This is a genomic window from Levilactobacillus fujinensis (assembly GCF_003946335.1).
In the GTDB taxonomy this organism is placed as follows: Bacteria; Bacillota; Bacilli; order Lactobacillales; family Lactobacillaceae; genus Levilactobacillus; species Levilactobacillus fujinensis.
On the sequence record NZ_RHNX01000012.1, the window covers coordinates 1 to 26,218 of the forward strand.

At 47.6% G+C, this 26,218-nt stretch carries 22 protein-coding genes; 12 read left to right on the forward strand and 10 right to left on the reverse strand.

The window, feature by feature from the left end; genetic code table 11:
- Positions 1-113: 113 nt before the first annotated feature.
- Complete coding sequence (arfA, locus tag EKM89_RS05990) at positions 114-1,616, reverse strand: arabinosylfuranosidase ArfA (RefSeq protein ID WP_125686655.1); 1,503 nt, start codon at positions 1,614-1,616, stop codon at positions 114-116.
- A gap of 370 nt (positions 1,617-1,986) precedes the next feature.
- Here arfA and EKM89_RS05995 point away from each other — a divergent pair, with 370 nt between their 5' ends.
- The gene (locus EKM89_RS05995; protein WP_125686657.1) at positions 1,987-4,212 is read left to right on the forward strand and encodes a collagen-binding domain-containing protein; all 2,226 of its coding nucleotides are present in this window, start codon (positions 1,987-1,989) and stop codon (positions 4,210-4,212) included.
- Between the two features lie 590 nt (positions 4,213-4,802).
- Here EKM89_RS05995 and EKM89_RS06000 read toward each other — a convergent pair.
- On the reverse strand, positions 4,803-5,546 hold the full coding sequence (locus EKM89_RS06000) for a sulfite exporter TauE/SafE family protein (RefSeq protein ID WP_125686659.1): 744 nt from the start codon (positions 5,544-5,546) through the stop codon (positions 4,803-4,805).
- Positions 5,547-5,695: 149 nt separating this feature from the next.
- Between EKM89_RS06000 and EKM89_RS06005 the strand changes: the two genes are divergently transcribed.
- The gene (locus tag EKM89_RS06005; protein WP_125686661.1) at positions 5,696-6,424 is read left to right on the forward strand and encodes an SDR family oxidoreductase; all 729 of its coding nucleotides are present in this window, start codon (positions 5,696-5,698) and stop codon (positions 6,422-6,424) included.
- A 170-nt stretch (positions 6,425-6,594) separates the two neighbouring features.
- Here EKM89_RS06005 and EKM89_RS06010 read toward each other — a convergent pair whose 3' ends face one another.
- The 3 genes from EKM89_RS06010 to EKM89_RS06020 form a co-directional block, all read right to left on the reverse strand.
- Complete coding sequence (locus EKM89_RS06010) at positions 6,595-7,605, reverse strand: LacI family DNA-binding transcriptional regulator (RefSeq protein ID WP_125686663.1); 1,011 nt, start codon at positions 7,603-7,605, stop codon at positions 6,595-6,597.
- 129 nt (positions 7,606-7,734) lie between these two features.
- Positions 7,735-8,751 carry a lactonase family protein gene (locus EKM89_RS06015; RefSeq protein ID WP_125686665.1) on the reverse strand — a complete coding sequence of 339 codons (1,017 nt, stop codon included), beginning with the start codon at positions 8,749-8,751 and terminating at the stop codon, positions 7,735-7,737.
- Positions 8,752-8,777: 26 nt separating this feature from the next.
- Positions 8,778-10,058, reverse strand: coding sequence for a gluconate:proton symporter (locus tag EKM89_RS06020; RefSeq protein WP_125686669.1), 1,281 nt, complete (start codon positions 10,056-10,058; stop codon positions 8,778-8,780).
- Positions 10,059-10,274: 216 nt separating this feature from the next.
- Between EKM89_RS06020 and EKM89_RS06025 the strand changes: the two genes are divergently transcribed.
- From EKM89_RS06025 to EKM89_RS06045, 5 genes are all read left to right on the forward strand, one after another.
- Entirely contained in the window at positions 10,275-11,021 is a 747-nt protein-coding gene (locus EKM89_RS06025; RefSeq protein WP_125686671.1) for a TIM barrel protein, read from the forward strand.
- 16 nt (positions 11,022-11,037) lie between these two features.
- Positions 11,038-11,817, forward strand: a complete 780-nt coding sequence (locus EKM89_RS06030; protein WP_125686673.1) for an SDR family oxidoreductase — start codon at positions 11,038-11,040, stop codon at positions 11,815-11,817.
- A 29-nt stretch (positions 11,818-11,846) separates the two neighbouring features.
- A complete protein-coding gene (locus tag EKM89_RS06035; protein WP_125686675.1) occupies positions 11,847-12,794 on the forward strand; it encodes a phosphoglycerate dehydrogenase in 948 nt (315 codons plus the stop codon).
- 5 nt (positions 12,795-12,799) lie between these two features.
- Positions 12,800-13,063, forward strand: a complete 264-nt coding sequence (locus EKM89_RS06040) for a hypothetical protein (protein WP_125686677.1) — start codon at positions 12,800-12,802, stop codon at positions 13,061-13,063.
- A gap of 619 nt (positions 13,064-13,682) precedes the next feature.
- Complete coding sequence (locus EKM89_RS06045) at positions 13,683-14,624, forward strand: phosphoglycerate dehydrogenase (RefSeq protein ID WP_125686679.1); 942 nt, start codon at positions 13,683-13,685, stop codon at positions 14,622-14,624.
- A 121-nt stretch (positions 14,625-14,745) separates the two neighbouring features.
- On the opposite strand, the gene EKM89_RS06050 is transcribed toward EKM89_RS06045, so the two are convergent.
- Complete coding sequence (locus EKM89_RS06050) at positions 14,746-15,510, reverse strand: glucose 1-dehydrogenase (RefSeq protein WP_125686681.1); 765 nt, start codon at positions 15,508-15,510, stop codon at positions 14,746-14,748.
- A gap of 226 nt (positions 15,511-15,736) precedes the next feature.
- On the opposite strand from EKM89_RS06050, the gene EKM89_RS06055 reads away from it, so the two are divergent.
- A complete protein-coding gene (locus EKM89_RS06055) occupies positions 15,737-16,600 on the forward strand; it encodes an SDR family oxidoreductase (RefSeq protein WP_125686684.1) in 864 nt (287 codons plus the stop codon).
- Between the two features lie 128 nt (positions 16,601-16,728).
- On the forward strand, positions 16,729-17,175 hold the full coding sequence (locus tag EKM89_RS06060) for an Rrf2 family transcriptional regulator (RefSeq protein ID WP_125686686.1): 447 nt from the start codon (positions 16,729-16,731) through the stop codon (positions 17,173-17,175).
- Between the two features lie 324 nt (positions 17,176-17,499).
- On the opposite strand, the gene EKM89_RS14055 is transcribed toward EKM89_RS06060, so the two are convergent.
- Both EKM89_RS14055 and EKM89_RS06065 read right to left on the reverse strand, forming a co-directional pair.
- A complete protein-coding gene (locus EKM89_RS14055; protein WP_164510521.1) occupies positions 17,500-17,643 on the reverse strand; it encodes a hypothetical protein in 144 nt (47 codons plus the stop codon).
- Between the two features lie 50 nt (positions 17,644-17,693).
- Positions 17,694-18,056 carry a winged helix-turn-helix transcriptional regulator gene (locus EKM89_RS06065; RefSeq protein WP_125686688.1) on the reverse strand — a complete coding sequence of 121 codons (363 nt, stop codon included), beginning with the start codon at positions 18,054-18,056 and terminating at the stop codon, positions 17,694-17,696.
- 130 nt (positions 18,057-18,186) lie between these two features.
- Here EKM89_RS06065 and EKM89_RS06070 point away from each other — a divergent pair, with 130 nt between their 5' ends.
- The 3 genes from EKM89_RS06070 (at position 18,187) to EKM89_RS06080 (ending at position 24,434) form a co-directional block, all read left to right on the forward strand.
- Positions 18,187-19,398: an MFS transporter gene (locus EKM89_RS06070; RefSeq protein WP_125686690.1), complete on the forward strand. Its 1,212-nt coding sequence runs from the start codon at positions 18,187-18,189 to the stop codon at positions 19,396-19,398.
- A gap of 254 nt (positions 19,399-19,652) precedes the next feature.
- Entirely contained in the window at positions 19,653-21,941 is a 2,289-nt protein-coding gene (locus EKM89_RS06075) for a lectin-like domain-containing protein (RefSeq protein WP_125686692.1), read from the forward strand.
- A 294-nt stretch (positions 21,942-22,235) separates the two neighbouring features.
- Positions 22,236-24,434: a lectin-like domain-containing protein gene (locus EKM89_RS06080; protein ID WP_125686693.1), complete on the forward strand. Its 2,199-nt coding sequence runs from the start codon at positions 22,236-22,238 to the stop codon at positions 24,432-24,434.
- Positions 24,435-24,483: 49 nt separating this feature from the next.
- Here the strand turns inward: EKM89_RS06080 and EKM89_RS06085 are convergent, their stop codons facing one another.
- On the reverse strand, positions 24,484-25,134 hold the full coding sequence (locus EKM89_RS06085) for a TetR/AcrR family transcriptional regulator (protein ID WP_125686695.1): 651 nt from the start codon (positions 25,132-25,134) through the stop codon (positions 24,484-24,486).
- 415 nt (positions 25,135-25,549) lie between these two features.
- Complete coding sequence (locus tag EKM89_RS06090; protein WP_125686697.1) at positions 25,550-25,819, reverse strand: hypothetical protein; 270 nt, start codon at positions 25,817-25,819, stop codon at positions 25,550-25,552.
- Positions 25,820-26,218 lie beyond the last annotated feature (399 nt).

Sequence of the window (26,218 nt, forward strand, 5' to 3'; positions counted from 1 at the left end):
AAGCCCGTCCTTTGGCTGGAAGCGTTCCCCACAGCAAGCGGAATCCCTGGCATCCGGAGTGCGGCCGTTTTCACTAATTTAGCCGAGTTGGAAACGCCCCACAGCAGACGGTACTATTTAACCTTGAAGCGGAGCATGTTCCAGGACAGCGGTTGTAAAGTCACATTAGCCGTATGATCCTTAGCGTTGACTGGCAGTGCCTGTAGCTGCATCTTACCATCGCGATTGTCGGCTTTGACGTCGTAGCCGTAGAATTGGGTAGCTTCGATCAAGTGGTCGACCGTGAAATCGGTCAGGTCGATGTCGAAATCGAGAGTGTCGGTCTGGTGTTTGTTTTCAGCAAAGACTGTCAATGTTTGGCTGGTAGCGTCGTAAGTGGCAACCGTGTCAAGATAAGGAATATCTTTGAACTCACGAGAATTGTAGGTTGCAGACTGGCTGTGGTCGACTAGGACCTCACCTTGACCGTGATTGGCGACCTGCATGAAGGGGTAGAAGATAGACTGTTTCCAAACGCCACCGTCTGTGTCCGTCATAATTGGCGCGATAACATTCACGAGTTGCGCCAGGCAGGCGATTTTTACCCGGTCGGCGTTTCGTAACAGCGTCATCAGTAGACTTCCAACCAACAGAGCGTCTTCGAAATTGTAGACGTCTTCCAACAAATGGGGGCCAACTTGCCAAGGGGTGACCTTGGTGTCGGCATCGTTAGAGTGGTACCAGACGTTCCATTCGTCAAAGGACAGATTGATGGTCTTGGTTGCGCGTTTGCGAGCCTTAACGGCATCACACATGGCAACGACGCCCTTGATGAAGGCGTCCAAGTCGAGGTTTTTACCTAAGAAATTGTCAAGTTCGGTCGGGTCATCGTCGTTGTAGTAGCCATAGTAACGGTGCAGTGACAGGTAATCTACATTGTCGTAGCATTCGTCCAGCACGGTTTCTTCCCATTCACCGAACGTTGGATTGTCCATGGAAGAACTCCCACAAGCCACGAGTTCGAGAGAATCATCGACCCGCCGCATGGCCTTAGCCGTTTCGTTAGCGAGATGGGCATATTCCGTAGCGGTCTTCGCCCCAATTTCCCAAGGGCCATCCATTTCGTTACCCAGACACCAGGTCTTGATGGCAAATGGCTCTTCGGCACCGTTCTTACGGCGGAGGTCGCTGAGGTAGGTGCCCTTAGGAAAGTTGCAGTATTCCACGAGGTCAGCGGCTTCCTGAATGCCTCTAGTCCCAAGGTTAACGGCCATGTTCGGCACGGCATTGACCTTATCTGCCCAGTGCATAAATTCGTGGAGGCCAAATTGATTGGTTTCGAGTTCCCGCCAAGCCAAGTCTAGACGAACTGGTCGTTGATCCTTGGGACCGATACCATCTTCCCATCTGTACTGGGACAGAAAGTTTCCGCCGGGATAGCGAATCAGTGGGACGTTGAGTTCCTTGACTGCTTCGATCACGTCAGTCCGAAAGCCTTCTTCGTCAGCGGCGGGATGACCGGGTTGGTAGACACCAGTGTAAACGGCGCGGCCAAGTTGTTCGATAAATGATCCGTAAAGTCGTCGGTCGATGGGTGCAATGACATCTTGGGGCTGAAGCTTCGTTGAACCTTTCATATTATGACCTCCAAATGTATTTTTTAGTAGTTATCGTATTAGTGGCAAGCAAATACTATTATTCTTACAGTAACCGTTGCCCTAATGATGATAGATTAGGGCCAGCATCAAAGCAATGTTAGCGCTTACAAAACTATAACCACGTAACACACTTATAATATAACCGAGGGAGAAGGCCGTGAGAATTGAAGATTTCAACGGCTATTTATAATTTTTACCACGATTGTGCAAAACTTTACAAAGAATAAAGTATCATAGCATAAGTAGTTTGTTTTTAAAATAATTTCGTTGTTGATATTGATTATTAGCACTAGTAGTACGAAAATAGAAAAGGGGGAATTTTTGTCAGAAAGGTAGGGATTGATTCAATATGGAAACAAAACGGACACATTTTAAGATGTACAAGGATGGTCGTAAGTGGGTGTTCGCCTGCGCTATTGTGTTGGCATTAGGTGGTGCCACCGTCACGGCACGTGCCGATACCAACAACAGTAGCAGCAGTAGTAGTAGCACACCAGCAACGAGCTTGAGTGCCTCGTCATCTGGCAACAGTAGCGAATCAAACAGCAGCTCAGAACAGTCGGCTAGTGTGAATGTCAGCCAGACGAGTAGTCGCGTAACGTCGGCCAGTGACTCCAGCAACGATGGAAACGGTGAGGTTACAAAAGGGTCAAATGCCAATACCACAACGAGTTCCGCCGATACGACAACCGGGTCAGATGCGGCTAAGACCGATACGGATGCTACTAATCAGACGAGCACGACTGATAAGACTGCTAATAGCAGCGATACTAAGGCGTCAGCAAAGACGGTTGGGGACCACGCACGGCGGGTCTACTCACCAGCAAATTTGCTCCGCGTACAATCACCAGTGGCCACAATGCCAAATAACACGGCCACAATCACCACGCCAACGACTGATGACAGTACGGCTGTGACGACTGATACTAACGCTGCTGACGACCAAGACTTCAACGATATCTTTAAGAACCTCGAAGATACCACGACCGTCACAACGGCGCTAGAGCCATACGCTGAGAGCGGTGTTCAGTCTGGTGGGGACGTTTACGATGATTTTCCTGACTTAAATAACGTCCTTGGCGTCTCCTCCGTCTTTCATATCTTTGCGCGAGATGCCGAACTGAATGCCCATACCAACGGGAATTTAGCCGTTCAGAACCTGACCGGGAACGTTAATTTCGGCACTGGCATTGTTGAAGAACTGCTTGATAAAGATATTTCTTACATACAGAACATCGTCAATATTGCCAATAGCTCATTCGTTTCCGCAGGGGATACCCGGGAAAATAAGGTTATCTTTGGTGAAGGTATCGAAATCGACTTAAGCAATCCGAACCGGCCCAAGGTTAACGGCGCCAACATTGACCATTTGGTAGCTTCCGAAGTTTACCAAGACCAAAACGGGCAAACGTATATTGACTTCGATGCAGAATTTGCAAAACTTAAGGCCCTTAACGAACAGCTGACGACGGCTAACAGTAATGCCACTTATAGTAGCGCCGATTTCGATGACCGCAATAATCGGGTCATCGATGTGAGTGACATGACACCGGATGCCAACGGCCACATTGTGATCAACTTGAGCCCAGACGTTCTGACCGGGGACACGCCGTTGACAATTTCTGGTTTATCACCAGATGCCGATGGGAATACCGTTATTATTAACGTGGATACGGGTGGTCAAGCGGACTACTACATTAACTCTCAAATCAAGCTGGTCTACAGTGATGGGAGTGACCGAAATAATCAGGAAACCGAACACTTCGGGGACAACCATTTGCTGTGGAACTTCTACGATAGCACGGCTAGCGACAAACAGTACGGTGGCACGATCTATGTTGACCGGCCATTCCAAGGGAGTCTATTAGCGCCATCCGCTGAAATTGTTGCAAATCAGAACATTGATGGCAACATCGTTGCGGACAAGGTCGTTGTCAACGCCGAAACTCACCGTTGGGATTTGCAAGATAACAACGACGAAGAAGACGACTTCGATTTGCCAAACATTGAACTGCCAAACGTTGAGTTACCAAACATTGAGGAACCGGAAGCGCCTGACAAGCCAAACATTGACAAACCAGACGTCGAGTTGCCGAATATCGAAGAACCTGACAAGCCCAATATCGACAAGCCAGATGTTGAGTTACCAAATACTGAGAAGCCTGGTACTGAAGAGCCCAATACCGAACTGCCAAACACCGAGGAACCAGATGTTGACGAGAACGGCAATTACGAGCACGAAGGTCCGGATGAAGAGGAGCTCTTAAGCGAACTGGAAGACGAAGTAGTCGACTTTGAAGCTGAAGAAAAGGCCGAAAATCCCGATGCAACTACGGATGGTGAAGCTCTCTTGAATAGAATTGACGCAGCGATTGCGAAGGCACAGGCTGAACATGATGCGGTGTTGGTTGCGAAGCTGCAGGCTATTCGAGCACAGCTTCTGAAGGACATGGGCTTATCGACTGGCTTACCACAGACCGGTGAAGCGCACCAAGGATGGCTACAGGCACTGGGTCTGTTGTTGGCCGGCGGGTTAGGGAGCACGTTCGTCTACCGCAAGAAGCGTCAAGATTAATTTATATTTTAAATTCAAGCGACTGTAGGCATGAATCAAACAAGCGTTACGCTAACCCACTAGGGAGTTAGCGCAACGCTTGTTTTTTACTAGAATCTAAAGGCTGAAAGCTTTAAAGCACCACTTATGACTACTGTCACAACGATACTGAGATTAAAATTGGGCAACTTAGGCCAGGCATCGCCTTACCAGCCGGCAGATAGGGACTGGAACGGAGCGAACGTAACTTGAAGCCTCGAAAATGCCAAATCTCCAAGCTTGGTTTTCTACTAAGTCAGTGGGAAATCACCTACCGACTTAGTAGAACGACGCGCCTGAGCCCATATCTGTGGACCTCTCGGCTTAGAAGTTGATCTAAGGCAACATGGAACATGCCGCTAGAAACGCTGTTGGGTTATGTTTAGACCTTAGCAGCCACTTGGGATTCGGTGATTGAAACTGGCGTGCACAGTCAGAGCCGGAAGCGGCCAGGGATGCAGCTAGCCGAGCCGAAAGTCCGTCCCTTGGTTGAAGGCGTCTCCCACAGCAAGCGGAATTCCTGGTTGCACGTTCGCAAGAGTAACGTGAACATTTTAACTTTCAGACTTTTTCTAGAGAATCATTTTCAAACCCATAACCACCAGCAGAACGCCCATAAATGGTTTCACATAAGTGTTCAGCTTTTCCGGATCAATGTGGGCAAGCAGCCGGGGTGCACAGAAAGCACCTACCATGGCGCCAATCATCAGGCTGAGACCAATCGACCAGTCGATACTATGCGCGGAAAGGTGGAAGAGTAGGCCGACGAAGGTGTTGCCGACTAAGACGTAGGCGGAGGTCGCCGCGGCTGGAATCATGTCTAAGCCTAAAACGAGGAGCCCAGCAATGATGGGACCACCACCGCTGAGACCGGCAATACCAACCATGAGACCACTTAGGATTCCGTAGAGAACGGCCTGAATAGACTGGTGCTGTGCGGGCTTATTCTGAGTGACGAAGAAGCGCTTATAGAGGATCTGAATACCCAGTGCGGTCAGGATGATGGCGACAATCCAGGTGTAGATGGTAGTGGGAATATATGGTGCGAGCAGGGCACCCACAATGGTTGCCGGGACCGCCGCAATCAACATCTGGTTGCCAACTTTAAAATGAATCTGACCGGTACGGTAATGACCGTATGCCCCGACGACAAGCGACGGAAAGGCCGTCGCCAGTGAGGTTGCGGCCGCAACAGCGGGAGTAAGGTTGAATACGGATGTCAACAGGCCCAGATAGATTGCGGCACCGCCACCACCCGTTGAAATAACCAGGATACCAACTAAGAAACCAGTAATTATTAAGACTAACCATTCCATTAATGTCATCGTCTCCTTAACGCGTAATCATGTTGACTAGTGTACTGTTTATGGCAAGAAGCGTCAATTTCAAGTGGGTGATGGGATGCTTCGTCTTGACGAGATCCTGTTGTATGATGGGGCTTAAAGAGTCTTAGGAGGGATAACTTATGGAATTAGAAGATAAGCGAATCTTGATTGTTGGCGGTACATCCGGATTTGGTCAAACTGTGGCTGGCCAGGCAGTAGCGATGGGGGCCCATGTCCATGTCATTGGTCACAGTCAAGCCCATGTTGATCAGGCTGTGGCTGGCCTAAAAGCAGATGGTGCAGTGGTAGCGGGGACGGCGTTGGATGCCCAGAACGTACAGCAGTTAAAATCATTTTTTGCTGCGAATTCGGATTTTGACCACATCCTGTCATTTCTCGGTGGCGCGATGGGTGGCGGTTTTTTGGACAATTCAGTGGCGACCATTCGGCAGGCCATTGAAGACAAGTTCTTTGCGAATCTCCAATTGGCCCAACTTTCGGCGAAGCATTTAAATGAGCACGGATCGTTGATTTTTACGTCTGGTGCCGGCGGGCATCCCCACGATGCGTCCGGCGCCATTATCGGCAACCAGGCCATCAATACGATGGTGGCCGGACTGGCCGTAGAAATGGCACCCGACTGGCGGGTTAATGCTGTCGCACCAACTTGGACACCAACCGGATTGTGGCGTGAGTTGACTGCTGACCAAGTTGCCCAGCAAGCGGCCGACTTTGCCCAAGGCGTGCCGCTGAAACGTATCGCCACTAAGGAAGAGGTGGCTGCAGCTTACTTGTACCTGATGCAAAATGAGTTTGTGACCGGGCAAGTTCTCCATGTGGATGGTGGGGTTGATTTAGGCGTGAAATAGGGTTTAGTCGAAGCGTAAACTTGAAAAGAAAATGTCACCAAAAAAGGCGTTTGGGGCACTCCCCCAGACGTCTTTAGTATCTCCAAACCTGTATTGTTGAAGCAAACGCCAAAAGACGGTCGATTCTGCTTAATGCTCGCCAGTCAACCGCTTTTGGGTCCTTGCTGGAATTAATCTATCAGTGATTGCTTGATCTGAAAGTTACTGGGAACGATCAACGACTGTATTGGCAGGCTGGCATTTGCAAATATCTTTAGCAGTATCTCCGCAGCGGTTTGGCCGAGATCTTGGGGGTTCTGCTGGATGGTTGTAATTTGTGGTTGAACCAGTGTGGACCAATCCCAATCGTCAAACGCGGCCAAGCCGACTTGATCTGGATAAGCAATGTGATATTGAGATAGGGTGCGAACGACCTGCATTAAGAGGGTTCCTTTAAGAACATAGAAGGCCGTTTTAACGTCTAAGTCTTCACTAACGCGCATGATTTCAGCGTAAATTTCGGCGTTGGTGGTCTGCTTGTTAATTTCAATCAGTTGTAGATCTAGGTCTTTTTTTCGACAAACATCTTTAGTTGCTTGAAAACGGTCAAACCGAGCGGAATTATCTTGAATATTTTCGCTAATGACGGCAAGCCGCTGGTAGCCTAAACGCGAAATATATTCACTGATCATTTTAGAATAGGCGTAGTTATCAGTCGTGACTTCTGTCCAAATCTGAGGTTCAAGCTTCCGGTCAACAATAACGGTGGGCGTATTGCTCTCCTTGAGGAATTGGTAGTCGGTCGATGCTTGACTCATCGGTTGGAGAATAATACCGTCGACCTGCAAACTAAGCAGGCGCTCAATCTCGGTTCGCTCCCGTTCGAGTGAGTTATCGGAATTCATGAGCAGGATCTGATAGTTCTCGTTCTCAAGGATTGTGTCGGCCCCCTTGAAGAGGATAGATGAAAAAATGTTTTCAATGTCGGCAACGACCATACCAATAAGATAAGTGCGCTTTTGAATTAGAGATTTTGCCTGCGTATTGACGTGGTAGTTATTCTCGCGAATGACCCGTTCAATAGTTTGGCGGGTGGTTGCGGACATTTTACCGTAGTGCCCATTAAGAAAACGGGAGACGGTTGCGATGGAGACGCCGGCAATTTTTGCGACGTCTTTAATAGTGGTTGGTTTATTTTTCATTCAGTCACATTCTCCCATGATTAAGTCTTCAATACTGATTATACCTTACATTAGCTGAATGGGACGAATTGAAAAACGCCGAGTCCAGTATGGCGGTATCGGCCATAGGAGTTCAGCGTTGTTACGGTGTTAATCTGGAATAAGTTTGACGCAAACCGGTTCGGGTACCTGCACTGAATTAAGCGATGGCGTCAACTTGCCAGTTACCGCATCAACTGAAAAAATTGATAATAGATTTGTTTTTTGATTCCCGACGATGAGAAAATCATCGTTAGGACTTAGACAGAAGTCGCGGGGAAAGTCGCCCTGACTTGAAACGTTTTGGATGGCTGTTAAGTGACGGTGCGTGGAATCGCCGGCGATGCGATAGACCATAATTGAATTGTGCCCGCGATTTGAAACGTAGAGATAATGACCGTTATGTGCGAGATAAATAGCACCACCACCGGTTTGACCATTCCAATCAATTGGGATAGTAGAGATGAGTTGCGTTTGGTGAAAAGTGCCAGTAACCGCGTCATAGTTCAGAACGGCAACGGTGCTCGCTAGTTCACCTAACACGTAGACACAGTGTTGCGCGGGATCAAAGCGGAGGTGCCGGGGGCCGAATCCTGCTCGAAAGTGGAATGTCGCAACGAGGTCTTGAAGTTGGCCACGGTCATTGATAGTGAAAGTAAAGAGGCTATCTGTTCCTAAGTCCAAGACCAGCAAGCGGCCATCGGGGGTTAAGCAAGTAAAGTGCACGTGAGACGTATTTTGCTGCGGTCGGGGTCCTTGACCAACATTTAGAAAGGAATCCAGCCGTTGCAGCTGCCCCGTCGTTGTAAAGTTATAGATATCAGTATAGCCGCCATTATAATTACTGGCGAAAAGCAAATGATGGGTATCATCCACGTTAAGGTGGACCGGTGCCGGTGCAAAAGAAAGGTAGTCATCGCAGGGGATGAGCTGATCCTCGGTGAGCTTAAAAACTGAGATACCACCGACCTTGCCAGCTTGATTTGCCGAAAATAAGAAACCACTGCGAGAATAATTCAGGTAAGTGGGTTGTGGGGTATCGGCTAATAAGGTGGGCGGGGTCAGTCCGGTAGCTGTCAAATGGGTCTGATAGATTCCTTGGGTGTACGTGCCAACAATAATTTTCATGGTGAGCGCTTCTTTCAAAGTGAGTATTAGTTAAACATTACGGCAGCTAAGAGGAGGTTAATGATACTAGCCAGCCAACCGTAGGGCACGCCGGTCATTAGAAATTTCTTAACATCGAGTTTGACGTGTTCGACGACCCAAAGGTTCCAGGACTGGGTGATGCAGGTTGAAATGGCGATGGAGACACCAGGAACCAGAATAGCTGCGAAGGCGAAGTACTGATTGAAGAAGCCAGTCGCTGCAAGTACGGCAGCCGTTGCGGAACCAGCGCCCCAGACCATGAGTGGGCCTCGGAAAAGAGCTAGTGGTGCTAATATCCCAAAAGCAATGGCAAGGACCATGGGACTGTGGGGGACGATGGCCTGCAAAATGTTGCTGAACCGAGCCGTGTTTTTAACGGCTGCGGCACTGAACATAGTCAAGAATAGTAACATGACAATCAGCCCAGAGATATCAGAAACAGCTTTTTGAATGGTATCATTGATAATTTTCAAGGCGCCACTGTAGCTCTTGAGGTGTCCCGTGATGAGTAAGACTAAGAAGATAGAGATCATCAGGGCTGGAATCGGTTGCCATTTGAAGGCCAGATTCATAAAGACTGGAAAGATAGGCAGAACGTAGGCAATCTTGGGAATTCGGGGCCGGTCTACTTCGGCTGCGGCTTCTTGTGTAGGGGCTTCTTCGTTCTTATGAATAGACTTCGCGTGAAGCAGAACTAAGAGAACAACGACTAGCATTTGAACGGCCATGGCTGTGAAACCGTAAACGAGATACTTTGGCCCGTAGACGACCTTGGGGAAGAACAATTGAAGTTGCTTAATAATCACAATATTGACGTACATAGGAGCCCCAATAGACATAACGAACGCCACAACAGCAACGTTTTTTGAGAGGCCTAGAGATTGAAGAATTGGCAACAAAATGACGGCGATAGCGATCACAGCACCAACACCATAGGAACTGGTGAAAATGAATGACGTCACAAAGCAGATCAAAATAGTTGCGAGAATGGGGCGTTTGTAACTGATCTTAACGGTCTGTTCGCTGATTTCTCCAGCAATACCAGTATCGACTAGTACGCGGCCAAACCAGGAACCAAAAACAATAACCATAATGGTGGATCCATAATCCAGTGCCGGTTGAGAGAAAATATCGTTAATCGCAACCTTATAGGGAATGCCACCAATGACGGTCCAAAGAATCGCCATTACTAGGAAGCCGAGCATGATGTTCCCGCCCCGCATCACAAAAACAATGAAGCCAATAAAGGTGAAGATGAGTAGAATTCCAATAATTGTGTTGGCCATGAGCTAACGCCTCGTTTCGAGTTTTCTAAGTGTAAGTTTTGGGAAAACGTTTACCTTTTGAAAACGCTTATATTAAACCATGAATCTTGCTCAATGTCAAACATAAATAAAAATCGCCTTTTCTATTGACATTATCCAGATTTGTAATAGTATATGCCTTGGGAAAACGTTTACCCATTCTTGACGTAAAAAAGTCGTTTTGAAGGAGTGGTCCGCATGTTTGATCGTAATCGGTTAGTTTTAAATACATTGGTTTCACAGGCACAACAGCAACAAGGAAAATCACAGTTAAAAATTGTAACGGATCTATTGGCAACTGGCGTTCGCAACATTGAGTTACGCCGGGAGTACACCGCACAGGGCTTGGGAGAATTACAGCGGTTGAACCAGTTACGGTTAGCCAATCGTTTAGTTTACTTTTACTCTGTACCAGATAATCTCTTTGTTGATCATCAGCTAAATATCAACTTACTGCAATATGTCAGCGAGGCACAACAGTTAGGTGCTAGCTATATTAAGATGACGCTGGGAGATTTTGATAGCAAGCAGTCCACCGATCAAATTCCGGAACTCTTACGTTTATTACCGGATAACGTGGAGTTGAATATTGAAAATGATCAGACCAAGGAGAACAGTAATGTTCAAAAGTTGACCGCGTTCTTTGATCTGTTCGATCAGTACGAACGACGGGTGGGTTTTGTGAATGATTTAGGCAATTGGATCTTTACGGGTCAGGATGCCTTGGTTACCACAACGGCCTTAGTCAAGGATACCCGGTTCGTTCATTTGAAGAGCTACGTTTTACAGTCTAAAAAACCAGTCACGGTCTCATTTACCAAGGGGGACTTAGACTGGCAGACATTACTTGAAAAATTCAGTTCAACGATCCCTGTGGCCTTAGAGTATCCGGCTAACGCGAGTGAGCTGCAGGGGGACATGACAACATTATTCACGAATAAGTAACGAAGGAGTAGTTATTATGGAAAAACTAGATTTTGATACCACTAAATTTCGATTAGACGGAAAGGTTGCCATTATTACGGGTGGGGCTTCCGGCTTAGGTTCCTACTATACCAAGGCCATGTTGCGGTCTGGTGCATCAGTGTTTATTGTCAGTTACGATGACCGTGGCTGGGACGAAACAAAAGCGTTTGCCGCCGAAAATAACGGCCAAGTCGCCTTCTTGAAAATGGATGTTACCGCAGCGGATGCGCCCCAAAAGATTGTGACTGCGGCACTAGCGGCTTTCAACCGCATTGACATTCTGGTCAATAATGCCGGTATTCAATTACGAGAAAAGTGGCAGGACTTTAAGGACGAAAACTGGCGTAAGGTTATCGAAATTAATTTAAACGCGGTCTACTTTATTTCCCATGCGGTGGCATTACAGATGGCTAAGCAGGGTGGTGGAAAAATTATCAACATTGGTTCAATGCAATCATTTCGGGCCGGAAAGTTTATTTTCCCCTATACTGCCAGCAAGCATGGTGTCGTAGGGTTGACCAAGGCTTACGCGGATGCACTGGCAACGGATAATATTCAAGTCAACGCCATTGCACCGGGATATATCGATACACCAATGACCAAGGCGTTACAAAATGACGCGGGCCGGAACACGGAAATATTGGCGCACATTCCAGCTGGCCACTGGGCTAATCCAGCGGAACTCATGGGGACAGTGGTCTTCTTGGCTAGCGCAGCGTCCAACTACATCACCGGGATCACGATTCCGGTCGATGGGGGTTACTTACTACGTTAAAGAAATAGAAATGAATGGAGGAATTCATTATGAGTCAAACAGTTGTTATTCCTAAGGGTCTCTCGCAGGCGGGCAAGGATTATTTGAAAGATCATGGGCTGGAAACTATCGAGTTAGCTGACCTACACGAAGAAAATATTTTAGCTCAAGCGCCGAATGCCGACGGAATCGTTTTAATGATGGATCCGTTTCGCGTAGAGACAGCCCAAAAAATGCCGAACTTAAAGGTAATTGCGCGTCATGGGGTTGGTTACGATAACGTTGATCCGGCTGCCATGGAAAAAGCCGGTGTGTGGGTGACGATTACGCCAAACGCCAACGCATCAACCGTTGCGGAAACGACCCTGGCAGAAATGCTGGATCTTTCGAAGAATTTGACGGCTATTTCTAGTCATATGCGTCGTGGCGAATTCGGCTACAAGAGTCAACACATGGGATTTGATCTGGGTGGTAAGAAGCTTGGTATTATGGGCTTTGGCCGCATTGGTCGCATGTTAGCCCAAAAGGTCAGCGGACTGGGAATGGACATTTTGATCTACGACCCCTTTGTGAAACAGACTGATGTTGGGACGTTGGTTGATCGGGAAACGTTATTTAAGGAAGCCGACGTGATTACATTGCACATGGCAGTGACCCCTGAGAACACGAATGGTATTGGGAAGCAAGAATTCGCTGCTATGAAATCGACCGCCGTTTTGATCAACTTGGGCCGTGGGGCGTTAGTCGACCAACCAGCCTTATTGGCAGCACTGAAGACTGGTGAAATTGGTGGCGCCGCCTTAGACGTTTTTGATGAGGAACCCCTCCCACTGACCAGTGAATTTTACAGTCTCAACAATGTTTTACTCACCCCCCACATTGCTTCAAACACCACGGAATGTATGTCACGGATGGCGGTCGATGCTGCCAGTGAAGTAGTCCGGGTCCTGGATGGGAAGCAACCGCAGTGGCCCGTTAATCATGTCGCAAAGGACTGATCGTCATGGCCGAAGAACAGAAAACGCAAATTGATCCGGATACTTTTGCCTATCAGGCATTAAGCACCATTCACTTTCGCGAGTCGGTTGACTATGAAGCCCAGCTCAAGGAACGCTTGACGGTGTTCTTGATGGCAAAGTACTTAGTGGATGATTTTAACCATTTGGAAGATCAGTCGTTTGCAGCCAGTGACGCGGCGGGTGTGACGTTATCTAAACTGGGATTTAACGACCTCCTAGCTAAAATCAGCGAACTTAATCACTATTAAAGTAAAGGGTGTAGACTGAGAAATTAGCTTTATCGGGTGACGACGTTCCAGTCAGCATCCTAAATGGTTAGGGGTAATGAGTCTCAGTTGCACAGCATTTATAGATGAAGCGCGCATTGTTAACAAGCTAGTCAGGGTATCTTAGCTAACAATTTCGTTCAATCTTGAGAAATAAATTTTTCTGACAAAATAAAGGCGTAGACATTATCGGCGTGTGATAGTGTTCTACGCCTTTATTCTGTCAAACTGAAGGTTGAAAGCCAAAATGTTTGCGTTACGCTTGCAGGCGTGAGAATTGGCATTACGGAATGGGTTGAACCGGGCACACTCCGGCTGCCAGGATTTCGCTTGTTGGAGGGGAACGTCGCCAATTAAAGAGCGGGTTTCCGGCTCACCTGGAAGCCGTCAAGTTCAGGCGTCACCCGGGTCGTCCTACGATATAAATTGGAAAAGAACCCCGTCTAAAATTGGCGACGCGGCTAGCTACATCCCTGACCGGTTCCGGCTCTGATTGCACAGTGCAGCTGCCCTATTTACGATTCTAGATTTCGTTTTCGTGTTAGTTGTTGCCTGTTAGGGCCTGCGGTAGGCTAAAGGTAACAATAATGGAGGCGGTTACATGAACGGAGTAGTTGGAATCCCACAGAGTTTAGCACAGGCGGGAAAGGATTATTTGGTGGATCACGGATTAGAAACAGTCGAACTGACCAGCCTAAAGGCGGCTGATATTATCGAACAGGCACCGCAAGTGGATGCTTTGATTCTGCTGGCAAATCCATTTAATACTGTAGCAGCGTTACAATTGCCGAACTTAAAAATTATTGCGCGTCATGGTGTTGGATACGATAATATTGATCCACTGTGGCTTGAGCAACACGGTATCTGGGCAACAATTACGCCCAATGCAAATGCATCAACCGTTGCTGAGACAACGTTGGCTGTAATCCTCGATGTGTCCAAGAATGTGACCCGGTCCTCTATTCAGATGCGAAACGGTAACTTTGCTTATCGAAGTAATCACATGGGATTTGATCTGAGCGGGAAAAAGTTAGGCATCATGGGAAACGGTCGAATTGGTCAAATGGTTGCTAAAAAGGCGGCCGCATTGGACATGGATGTGTTGATCTACGACCCGTTTGCTAAAGCAACGACGGTTGGGACGTTGGTCGATAGGGAGACCTTACTGAGGGAAGCCGACATTGTAACACTACATATGGCGGTCACGCCGGAGAATAAACGGGGGATTGGAGCCCGCGAATTTGCCTTAATGAAAAAAAGTGGCGTCCTGATCAATCTTGGCCGTGGCGCTCTAGTCGATCATTCGGCGCTGATCAAGGCGTTGCGGTCTGGTGAAATTAGTCAGGCGGCTCTAGACGTTTACGATGAGGAGCCGTTACCGATGACGAGTGAGCTCTATCAGCTGGACAACCTGTTGCTCACACCGCATATCGCCTCGAACACATTTGAATCGCGGTCACGAATGGCACGGGACGCGGCCAGCGAGGTCGTTCGCGTCCTTGGCGGCAGCCAACCGCAATGGCCCATCAATCATCTTGGGTAAGAGAAACTAAAAAGGTCGTGGTAACTGGGTGTGCACTCCCTTGTATGGAGAGCACAGATAGTTACCACGACCTTTTAGAATTAAAAGGCTGAAGCTGATTTTTGGTTGAAATGCCAACGATCTAGTAACTGGTCCAACCGCCGTCAACGGGAACAATGGTGCCATTCACGTAGCTGGAGGCGTCGGAACATAGGAAGAGGGCAGTTTGCGCAATTTCATCACCGGTCCCGGGTTTTGGTGATAGCGGCATACCGACGCTCTGCCGTTCCATACCTTGCTTGTCAACACCAGTCATAGACTCGGTGATGTTGGTCTTGATACCGCCGGGAGCAATGGCATTGGTTCGAATGCCAGCGTTCTCATACATGTAAGCCGTGTTCTTTGTGAGACCGACCACCGCATGTTTCGAAGCGGTGTAGGCAGCACCGGCACGGCCACCACCCAAGCCACCAACGGAAGCAATGTTTAAAATGACACCTGATTTTTGCTTAGTGAATAGCTTCAGCGCTTCTCGCGTGGCCAACATCACGCTGGTCGTGTTGACCGTCATGACCTTGTCCCAAAGTTCATTGGTCAAGGTTCCCACGGGTGCCATGTTGTCCATGATACCGGCGTTATTAACTAAGATGTCGAGGTGACCAAAATTAGTGACCGCCGCTTGAACCATAGCCACGACATCGGCTTCCTTAGTGACGTTGGTGATGCTGGCAACCGCTTCACCACCAGCATCCTTAATGGCAGCAACGACTTCATTTAATCTGTCTTCATTAATGTCTGCCGCGACGATCTTGGCACCCTCCTTGGCAAATAATTCAGCCATAGATCGGCCCATACCGGACCCGGCACCTGTGATAATCGCTACTTTACCTGGTAATTGTTGAGCCACGTTACTCACTCCTTATCAAAATAAATTTTAGGGTAATGTGTTAGGACCAATGAATCGGTCTACAGTAAATTGGAAAACATTTACCATACCACATCATGTTTCTAACCCTTATTATAATCTTTCTTATAACGGAAAGCGCTAAATATGCTGGCAGTGAACCACAATCTTTGACATTTGAGAGACTAGATGTAATATATAAAGTAACATCTGATGGAGGGGTTCTAATATGAAAATTGTTGTTACGGGTGCCACGGGCCATTTAGGCCAACAAATCGTTAAGCAGTTAGCCAAGCGCGTCAGCACAACCTCGCTTACACTGGGGGTTCACACGCCTGCAAAGGCAACAGCATTCCGTCGGCAAGGCATGCGTGTACTGCCCTTAGACTACCGCGACCAAACCAGCATTGCGACCGTTTTGAAGGCTGCTGACGTTGCTATTTATGTGCCCAGTAAGAGCCATGACAGCTTTAGCCGGGTAACGGAGTTTGAGCATGTGGTTGGTGCGGCTGAAGTGGCAGGGGTCAAACATGTGATCGTAATGGGTTTTATTGCCGATCAAGCAACGAATCCATTCGATCTCTCTGCCTTCTACGGCTATGTTCCACGGCGGTTGGCAGCGTCTAATCTGTCCTATACTATTTTGCGAAATGCGTTGTACGCTGACCCGTTGGTGCCCTATTTGCCAGAATTGATCGAACGTCGTAACGTGATCTATCCATTGGGGGATGCATCGTTGAGCTTTATCAGTCTAGAGGAAAGTGCGGCAGCATTTGCTCAAGTAGCGGTTACACCAATGCTGTGGACGCGAAATATGTACACGTTAACCCAAGAACGGTCGTATACGATGCCAGCGCTAGCAAGGGTGCTAAGTGACGTTTCTGGTCGACCGATTGGATACGCACCGGTAACGTTAAACCAGTTTGGTGACATGTATGATCAGGGGCACGAAGGTCACATGTTGGCCTCGATGTATGCCGGTGGGGCACAAGGCTTGCTGGCGACCGTGACGGACGATTTTCGTCAGATTATGGGACAACCTGCACAGTCATTACCGGATTTCTTGGCGGCCGAACTTGCACGGGAGTCCTAATCGGGTATACTGTTCCTAGTAATCAAATGGGCGTGTGATGGAACCAGTTGTTTTCTACGTAGGTGGTTTAGCAAACAGGTTTTGGGCCGTGATAATTGTCATGGCTCCAATTAAAAGGGGAAATTGACGTGCGGTATTCGCATCGGTTGAGTGATGCAGTTCATATTTTGGCCTATATCGATATTTATCATGAGAGTGACCTTTCCAGTGTGGCCATTGCAGCCAGCGTGGAGTCTAACCCTGCATTGGTTCGGCGATTGATGGTGGCTCTTCGACGGGCAGGTTTGTTGACGACACAGCAGGGAACTGCAACGCCCCGCCTGGCCCGTGATCCAGATACGATTTCCCTACTGGATGTGTATCATGCGGTGGAGGAAGATGGTAAGCTGCTGCACGTTGATGACAAGACGAACCCCAAGTGCATCGTGGGTGGCAACATTCAAGCAACATTGCGTGGGGCCTATGACGACGTTCAGCGTGCAGCGGAAGCGAAAATGGTGCAGATCAGTCTGGCCAGTTTAATTAATGATATTTGGACTCGGGAACGGGAAAAGAGGACGACCAAAAAAAGCTAGCTAAGCGGTAGTGATATTACGACGTGGGACTAGATGATAGAGAATTTCTGGCAATTGGAGTGCGACCATTTCAACTAGTTTAGCGGTGACGGTTCTTACTGTCGCAAAGTAACACGAGTAGTTTAACTTTCAACCTCAGTTAGCAGTTTTAAGCGGAGTCAGCTACCTTTTGTCCCACGTTTCAGCAATGTATATTCGGAGATACTAAAGGCGTCTGGAGTTTTGTCCCAGACTCGCTAGCAGGCTAGCACCAATCTAAAAAGTATCATCCAACAGGAAATTTCTGTCGGGTGATACTTTTTTGGATTCTAAAACTGGGCAGTATCAACTTGCCTTGGTATGGTAACGTTTAATGGCTGAAACTAGAAATTTAAAAGCTATATCCACAGGTGCTTGCGTCAATGAAAAGATCACAGCCAAACTAGTGGTAATAATCACCAGCCAGCTACCAGCGATTCGACTTGCCATGGAGGAATACCGCCAACCGAGCTATACGAAAAGGAAATATCTGCCGCGGATTAAACGTCGTCTCGACTCATCAAGCTGATCTCTTCGCCTGCCGCCTGGCGTCGGTCAATGTTGTCCTCGCCCCAGACGCAGAGCTCATGGAGAATACCAGACAGCGACTCGCCATAGTCGGTCAATGAGTAGTCAACACGCGGGGGGACTTGTTTGTAGACGTGACGGGACACAATGTTAGCGGCCTCCAGTTCACGAAGCTGTTGGGTCAGCATCTTTTGTGAAATCTGCGGGATGGCGCGAGCCAATTCACCGGTTCGCATAGTGTGATGCCGGAGATGACATAAAATAATCGATTTCCATTTGCCACCGATGATTTCCATCGTGGCTTCGACGCCAATGTGATAGGTTTTAGTGGGCATAAATCCGTCTCCTGTCTAATTATTACCTTTTGGTGGGTAGCGCACTTTAAAGTGGCTTCTTGTTCTTGAGTTCCTAACCAGTATAATCATTAATTATCGTGTTAGCAAACGAAAAATCGAGGAGGTCATTATGACAAAATCAAAATCTATTTCACCAACTTTTACGTTACTCGCACTGGCCGTTAGTGCCTTTGCCATTGGTTCTACAGAATTCATTAGTGTTGGGTTGATGCCATTGTTGATCCAAAGTTTTCACGTCAGTATGGCCCAAGCTGGCTTGACGGTGTCGGTCTACGCCATGGGAATTATGGTGGGGGCACCGTTGATGACGCTCTTAACTGGCCAGATCAACCGGCACACGTTGATGATTATAATTATGCTCCTCTTCATTGCAGGGAATCTTGTCGCGGCCTTTGCACCAGTTTTCAGTATTTTACTAGCTGGTCGGGTGGTTGCGGCGCTGGCCCATGGTATCTTCATGACGGTAGCTAGTGTGATTGCAGCAGACGTGGTGGCGCCGTCGAAACGCGCGTCAGCCATTGCAGTGATGTTTACCGGACTCACAGTTGCCACAGTAACCGGAGTGCCGTTGGGAACCATGATCGGTCAGCTAGGTGGCTGGCGCTGGTCCTTTATTTTCATTAGTTTGATTGGTGTCATCGGCTTGATTGCCGATTACGTTTTAGTTCCCCGGAATTTGCCACTGCCAAGCAAAGCGACGGCTATGGGAATCATTCGGGTACTGCGAAATCCGCAATTATTGTTGGCACTGTTGGCAACTGCACTGGGCTACGGGGGGACGTTTGTCGTCTACACCTACCTGTCTCCGTTACTGGAACAGAAGATGGGGTGGTCTGCGGGTGCCGTGGTGATTATTCTGGTTGTCTACGGTTTGATGGTCGCGATGGGTAACACTGTCGGTGGCCGGCTGGCAAATGCAAAACCACTGGCGGCCTTACTCAAAATGTTCACCGGGTTATTTGTCACGTTACTAGTATTGACGGTGACGGCAAATAGTCAGTGGCTGGGACTCTTAACAGTTTTGGTAATGGGCTTCTTTGCCTTCATGAATGTTCCGGGACTTCAATTGTACATTGTGCAGTTGGCAGAAAAGGAAACGCCCAATGACATTACGATGGCATCTGCACTGAATATTTCGGCGTTCAACGTGGGCGTTGCCATGGGTTCCGGGATTGGCGGTCAGGTTACCAGTCAATTTGGTTTGGGGATGACGCCTTTCTTTGGCGCAGCGATGGTGGCATTGAGTATCGCACTCACGCTGGGACTGATTCGATTAGCCCGGCCATCGAAACGGTTGATTCGTAAGTTTAATCATAGCTAGGCTTGGCGGTCATTAGCGTAAGAAATGGTTGGCAACGACCACCATTCAACAATAAATTCACTTATAAATAGGGCCAAGAAGCGGTGAGAGGAGCAACTTCTCACCGCTTTTTGTGAAATTTGTGAAAGTGCTTTTATAAGTAATTCATTATTTAAATAATTATATCGAACGACTTTTGCTGGTATTGTTGATATATTCTTGTATACTTTGTAGCTAGATAGATTGTTCGGAATGGTTTGTAGGAGGCTAAAACGGTGAAGAGGTGGTTAATAGGGGCAGCGATAGTAGTGGGACTAGTGGCTATGCCAATTATAAGCCATGCAGCGGATGAATATGATCATCAGGAGACTGATGCCGATTGGCAGCACGCGGTTGATACGGCGCCACAAGGGGTGCCCTTAGATAATTTATTTCATATGGCCGGAGCGGGTTCACTTGCTAAAATCGTAGATTCACCACTAGTTCCCAGATCCATAGCGCAATTGACGCTCGACACCAGTGGTGATTATAAAGAGACGCAGGGTACAGCTATCTGGTCCACAAAATCTGCACAGGCCAACCCGTATATTCGTAGCGATAATCGGTTTGATCTTAAGCGTGATCAAGCAATTTCTTTATGGATGTATTTTGGTAATAAAGGTACCAACGCTGCTGATGGGATGGCCTTTGTCCTACAGAACTCGGAAGATGGGAAATATGCTGAAGCAACTGGTGGTGAAGGTCTCAACGTTTGGGGATCAGATAGAAATTCGATAATAGGTTCTAGCAGTGCAGTTGCGATGACCGCAATTGAAAATAGTTGGGCACTTGAATTCGATACCAATGTGAATAAGACGGTGAACAGTGGTGGAATGGCAGATTCCTTTGATGCCGGTCCACTCCAACTTAATAATACTGGAGATTATTCGCTTGACACTGGTAAAGCATCAGTAGTACGAGATGGCATGCACATTGCGAGTGGATATCCCGCGGACGCCAAGACCTATATGGAACATTACTATAAGAATCATTACGATCCCGATAGTCGTTCCTATCGTAGTGGTTACTTTTTTACAATGAATCACACGAATCCTAAAGCGGCTGGGAATTTGTCAAATGGAGAATGGCATCACTTGAGTCTGAAGTGGAAAGCTGCTGATAAAACCATGACGTATACGTTTAATGATCGTGACCCCAAGACCAACCAAGTGCGCAGCGGCATGGATATTGTTTCAGATACGCTGGACATTAATACTGATAAGTTGGGAATAGGGGGGGGAGCTGATGGTAATGTTTTTTGGGGGATTACTGGCTCCAGCGGATCATTGAGTGAAAATGGACTTGTTGTGATTGATTCGTCTGATAGCTTAGGCCACGTTACGTCTCAGGCTAGCCTTATAGATGTCACACAGAACAAGAAAATTTCCAAGGGAGACAGTGTTGCCCCTGGAGATAAGATTTCCTACAAATATACTTTTAATTACGAGGGTGACAGTCAGCAGGATATCGAACCCTTAACGATGGACGTTCCCCTACCTATGCCGCTGCAATGGCAAACGGGAGGTGTGAGTTATCAGAAAAATCCAGCGAAAAACGAAAATTTTAATTCAAATGAGTTAAATCAAGAGCGAATCAAAAAGGCTTGGGTCCAACCACTCGATGGGTCTAATCCCCAAGCGGTGGTTACCGTGACCGGAGTCGCTCCTGAAGTAAAGACGACCACATCAGTAGCAGCAGTGACATCTCGGTTTTATGGTCCTAATTATCAAACAAAACTGACGCTACCTAGCTACATGATTAAAGCGAAACGAACATTACAATTAGATTCTCCCACCACGACGTTTAATTTAAGACATAGCGAGTCTGCAACGATTACGGGGCAACTGACAAATGCAGGAGTCCCCATTCCAGCGAGTGAAATGCAGGATTATCATGTAGACGCCATGCTGAATGGCCATGCTGTTTCAGCTGGTAGTCTTGACAAAAATGGAAGCTTTGAATTCACGATATCGCCGAAACAGTTAAACGTGGGTAGCCAAAATAAGTTAGTTTTGGTAGGTGCTGATCAAGTTTCGGATGCAGCAGCGAATGATCGGAATCACCAGTCAAATTCGGTGACAATTAGTTTAAACCGACAAATTGGCACATTGTATATTAGTAAATTGCCCCAAAATGCGAGTTTTATACCGACCGAGTTGAAAGGACACTCACAATGGGTTTCCCGGCAGAGCGGGTGGAATCTTGACGTGGTTGATGAACGGGGGGCACAGAATCGGTGGACATTAGCCGTATCTTTGGAAACACCGTTTCATACGGTTGGGGGAACTACGCCAATGAATGGTAACGTGGCGTTACTTCGCAATGGTTATTCGGAACTGTTAACGACTAGTCCAGCAACGGTCATGAGTAAGACGACCCATGAAGATGATGAAACCACTCACGTTCTGCAGGAACATTGGGACGCCAACAATGGGTTTGAACTTCAAGTCAACGGTGGAGCGATAGCGGGAAACTATGAGGGAACGTTTAACTGGCAACTGATCGATGCACCACAAACGACTTAATGTGACTAGGGCGATGTACTGACCGGGCATCACGAATTGTAGTAATCCGCTAGCGTGGACGAGAGGTCAACCTGGCGTGATGGCCTAGACCAAATCAGTTTTTAACGGCCAGGCTTTAAATTTTAAAATCAAATAAAAAGTGTGCTTATCCCTTATTTTGCGGAGATAAGCACACTTTTTATAATTATATTTATCCTCTTCGTGACTTCAATTTTACGTTTTTACTGTTAAAGACCAATTCTCTCGGTATAATTCATTCTCAGTTAGGAAAAGTGAGTGTAGGGGGGAGTCGCCATGAAATGGATCGTAATGATGTTGGTATGTTGGGGAGTCGTTACTTGCGGTGAACGGCGCGTGCGGGCGGCTGAGGACGCCGGGTTGAACGCCGCATTGAAATCGGCACCGAATGGAATTCCATTAACTGATCTTTATAAGTTAGACCAAGTCGCGAACGCAACGACTGGTCAGTTAAATGGACCGCGTGTTGATCAGTCTGTTGCGCAATTGACCAGTAGCGCGGGGACCGGGACACAAATCAGTGCCCTCTGGTCGAAAGCTAATGAAAATGGCGGGGCGATCACAAACCAAGTGAATTTGACACGGAACGCTCTGTGGGGCTTTTGGCTTTACTTCGGTGATAAGGGAGCGGCAACAAGTGAAGGAATGGCCTTTGTGCTACAAAATGCAGAGCGCAGAATGGTCCCGATTCCTAAAACCGATGCAGGTCAAACAATTGGTGTTTGGGGAGGCGCACCGTCGGATGGGCGAAATGTGAACCCGGCGTCGGTTGCACGTCAGGGAATCAGTAGTAGTTGGGCGCTAGAATTTGATACACATGTGAACAATGATGAGGGCCATGAGTTGAATAACTTTTTGGATTATAAGGCCAGCAAGGGGCCCCACATTGCGAGCGGCTATCCGGGGGATTCTAGCAGTTACAAAATTGTAAATAAGAGCGGGCAGGGCCACCCGACACTCCACCACAACCAACTGCAATATTTAAAGTCGAATCCGGCTGACGGCCGGTGGCGACACGTTACACTAAATTGGGAAGCTAAAACGCGACAGATGACCTACGCCTTCAATGACCGAGATCCAGAAACTAATTTGGCGATTAGGCCGGAAGCAACGGATAATATGACCGTGGAGACAAGCTTCTTGGTACCGCCCAAAAAGACCGGCGCGGTTCAAGAAGCGGCGCAGCGCGCGACTAGTGCCACTTGGGGAATTACGAGTGCCAGTACAACTAGTGATAATCAAATGGTTGTGGTTGATCAAGATCCCAGATGGCCCAAGATGCGGACGACATCATTAGTTGAGCTGTTGGGCCAGAACGAGCAGAAGGTCAATGACGGCGATGTGCTGAAGGGGTTATCTGCGCAAGATAGGATTCGCTTTACATCAAAGATTGATTTTGCCAACGAGGGGATTTTAGTTGGTGGTGTGGGAAATAATGGCCCTTTCACCGCTAATATTGGACTACCACGGCCAGCAATCGTGAAGGGAATTACGGTTCAGAACGGTGAAAATACGATTCTTGAAACGACTGATGATACAGCTGAGGGAATTTTAGGCGATCGATTTATCCGGGTGTTGGAGCGGAAGGTGAGTAGGAGAATTCTAACGGCCATGACGGAAGCGACTTTCCCAGCAACGAACCAGTCGGTGGAAGTGAAAACGCCGCCAAGTTTGTTTTACGGCAGCACCTACTTTATTAGTGTGCCAACGACTAGCTTTCGGATCGAGAAGTTACTGGACCTTAAACTGACCAGTTTAGATGACTTGCCTCTGACGACGAGTAAAGATGTTACCCTCAAGGGATTATTGCGAAATGGGTCGCAACCGATTGATTTGATTGATCGTGACAATAGCCGGGTTGCCCTCACGCTCAATGGTCAGAATCAAGGAAAGAACGTATTAGGGTTCAAGTGGCTGACTAAAGGAGAAGTTGGAAATTTCCAGATGACGGTTCCCAAGCGCTTGTTGCAGGTGGGGAAGAATGAAGTGACCGTTAAAGTGACAGATCAGCAAGGCCATGTGTCCAATGACCTAAAAATTCCGATTAACTTGCGTACTGGTGAGTTAAGCTTTACGGATGTTCCGAGTGATGGTGCATTTATGCCCCAGAGACTGACTGGTAAAACACAGACCATTTCGCGGCAACCGGGGCCGGGATGGAAACTGGGGGTGCGGGATACCCGTGGTGTCGGTCGAAGGTGGCAATTGCAGATTAATATGGCAGAACAGTTTCATGACAGTTCTGGGCGACGGTTACAAGGAAAATTGATCTATGTCATAAAAAACGTGTCTTATGTAATTGGGGATCATCCGACGACAGTGTTGCGACGGGAGACAACTAAGGAAAATGAGGTCACCGAGATTTCAAAGGACGAATGGACGGAGAAGTCCGGTTTGTTGCTAGTGGTCGATAAAGATGCTGTTGCGAGTGATTACCAAGGTAAAATTCATTGGCAATTGACCGATGTACCTTAAAATTTTTACAGAAAAAAGGCGGGTTGGCCAAATGCCAGACTCGCCATGACTAGGGCTGTAAAACTTTTTCTAGTTCGGTAACTAAATAGCCCGCTTCGACTTCGTCATTCCAGTCGCGGTTAGGGAACAGGACGTACCGGTCGATGACGTAACCGACGATGACGGCGATGATGTAACGGAAAATTTCCGTAAACGGCCAGTCAATCATCAGGTGACGCCTTTGAAGATCGACAATGGTGTCCTTAAAAGCAGCGATTAATTCGTTCCGGGAAGTTTCAATGAACTCCTGGCGTAGGCTTTCGTTGTAAAGTAATTCGCTAAAGAAGACCTTGATGGCATCTTGGTTTTCGTCGGCAAAGGCCATCCGATTACGGACAAAGTAGTCTAGAAAATCGTGTAAACTCTCCGTGGGATGGTTCAACGTATCCTGTTTAAACTCGGCCTCAACGTCGGGGATGATTTGTTTAATCAAGGGTTCTAAGGCTGTTCGGAGAATATTAGCTTTAGACTTAAAATGTTTAAACATGGTCCCCTCGGATTGATGCGCGGCCACGGCAATTTGATGCGTGCTGGTGTTAGCATACCCCTGTTCAGCAAACAGGCGGATGCTAGCAATCAGCACGTCTTTTTGTTTCTGCGTTAATTCTTTATTCGCCTGAACGATTGCGGGAAATTCGTCCAGAATATTCTTCTTAGCCATGATCAGGACCACCTTCTTTAAAAATCATATCAGTACTTCTGTGGGGAGCAGGATTGCTAAAGCATGTCGTATTACGGCGTGCTAGAGAGTCTGCCCGCTGTAGAGACATTTTGGCCTAGAAGGGCACTAGTCTTCCCGCTCGACTTGAAGGCATACTAAAAATGCATGTTGCCCATGCTGCAGACCGGTTGGTGGATTGCCAGTGGACTCCTGTGTAAGCCAAGAAACCGGCAGATATAGTCGGTACGTCGCACAGTTCTGGCGCTTATCTGTTGGCCACAGAGCATCCAATTTCAGCTAACAATTGCTTGACGCATACTCCCATTCTACCAGTGATGAGGGTGATTACCAGACCAAAAAGCAGTGATGTCTGTGTCCGGGACATCACTGCTTTTTGATAGAGGTGGGATTATCGTTAGGCATGATGCGCAGCACCTGCTTGACGGTATGCGAGGTAAAACTGGACGATAGCCAATACCACATTGACCCAGTTAACGACGGTAAACCATACGCTCAGGGCAGCGACAGCAGCTGCACCGTAGAATACCCAAAACCCAACGATGATTGCAACCACGTTAATCCAACCAAACCATTTCATCAACTCTCGATTGTCAGTAGCTGTACAAGTCCAAACACCGTTAACAACTAACCAAATCGCTAGAATCCAAAACATAGTGGTAAACATGATTAAAATCCCCTTTCCATTTCTTCGAGCGAGTAATCACTCGCCCTTAAGAACACCTTTAGTTTACCACCAAATTGAAAAAGGGCAACCCTTTTTTTAAAATTTTTTTGGCATAAAAAAATCGCGACATTGCCCGGTCGTTGAGAGGACATTATCGCGAATTTTATGACGCGTTTTTAAATTGAAAATTAAAAATTAAACGTTCGAAAATACCTATTATGACTGTCGGAACAGCAGTACGGCGACTAAAATTATAGTCAGCGCTTTACCGGTGGGCAGATATGAGCCAACCTGGGGAACGCGTAGTCTAAGCGAGTCGAAAGACCGTTCTTTGACTGGAGATGTTTCCATAGCGAGCAGAATCCCTGGCAGCCGGCGAGCAACCATACCACCAAACTA